The sequence below is a fragment of the Bradyrhizobium hipponense genome (genome assembly GCF_008123965.1).
GTDB classification, from domain to species: domain Bacteria; phylum Pseudomonadota; class Alphaproteobacteria; order Rhizobiales; family Xanthobacteraceae; genus Bradyrhizobium; species Bradyrhizobium hipponense.
On the sequence record NZ_VSTH01000256.1, the window covers coordinates 1 to 1,037 of the forward strand.

General features: G+C 59.9%; 1 pseudogene. It reads left to right on the top strand.

Annotation, left to right across the window (positions count from 1 at the left end):
- Positions 1 to 712: pseudogene (locus tag FXV83_RS41255) on the top strand (polysaccharide deacetylase family protein); the annotation flags it as partial.
- Between the last annotated feature and the right edge of the window lie 325 nt (positions 713 to 1,037).

The following is a 1,037-nucleotide window of genomic DNA, read 5'->3' on the forward strand; positions in this document are numbered from 1 at the left end:
CCGCGCAAGGACGCGCTCGGAACTTCACGCGTGCTCGCCGTTGACGTCAAGACTTATCCGCGGGTCGGACTAAAGAGTTTTCCTCAGACCCCGCCCTTGGCCGACCACGAAGTTGTGCTGACCTTCGACGATGGGCCGCGGCCGCCGTACACGGAAAAAGTGCTTGACAGCGCGCGCGCAGGAGTGCGTCCGAGCCACATTCTTCCTGGTCGGCAAGTCGTTGGCCCAATTTCCCGAGCTCGTGCGGCGCGCGGCCGCGCAAGGCCACACCATCGCGCACCACACATGGTCGCATTCGATGGCGTCGAAGATCAGCTTCGAGAAGGCGAAAGAGGACATCGACCGCGGGATCGCGGCCGACGAAATAGCGCTCCATGGCATATCGACAATTGCGCCCTCGACGCCGTTCTTCCGCTTCCCCAATTTCGGCTCGACGCCTAAGACGCTCGATCTGCTTCAGGATCGGGGTATCGTCGTGTTTGGAGCGGACCTGTGGGCCAGCGACTGGGAGGAAATGACGCCAGACCAGGAACTGAAGCTCATCACCAGCCGACTGAATGCTGAGGGGAAGGGCATCATTCTGTTTCACGACGCCAAGGCACATACCGCCGCGATGATGCCCGCCTTCCTACGGTACCTGCACGACAACGGCTATCACGTCGTTCACATCGTTCCGACGGCGCCGGTGCAGAGGAATGCCGATACGCATTGATGGCGAAATGTCACGCCGGGCGCAGAATGGAGTAATCCCGAATCAACTAAGCCTTGGTTCATGCTAGCCGGCGCAACCATGGAGGGCGAATCGCGCGTCAGCCGTTTCGGGCCCGCTCTGTCATAGGAAGGCTACGAACCGCAAAGTGGCGTAGTAGGTTACTTCAGACGTATGCCTCATCCTTCTTGCCGTTTGCGCGCTGGCAGGAGTGTAAGCGCCCATAGCCCGGTATCTTCGTCGTGCAGCACTACCTGATTCTGGAATGGCAGAAGCCCACCGCTTTATCGGTGACCTTAAGCGTTCTTCTGCTGAAATGCCGCGACCG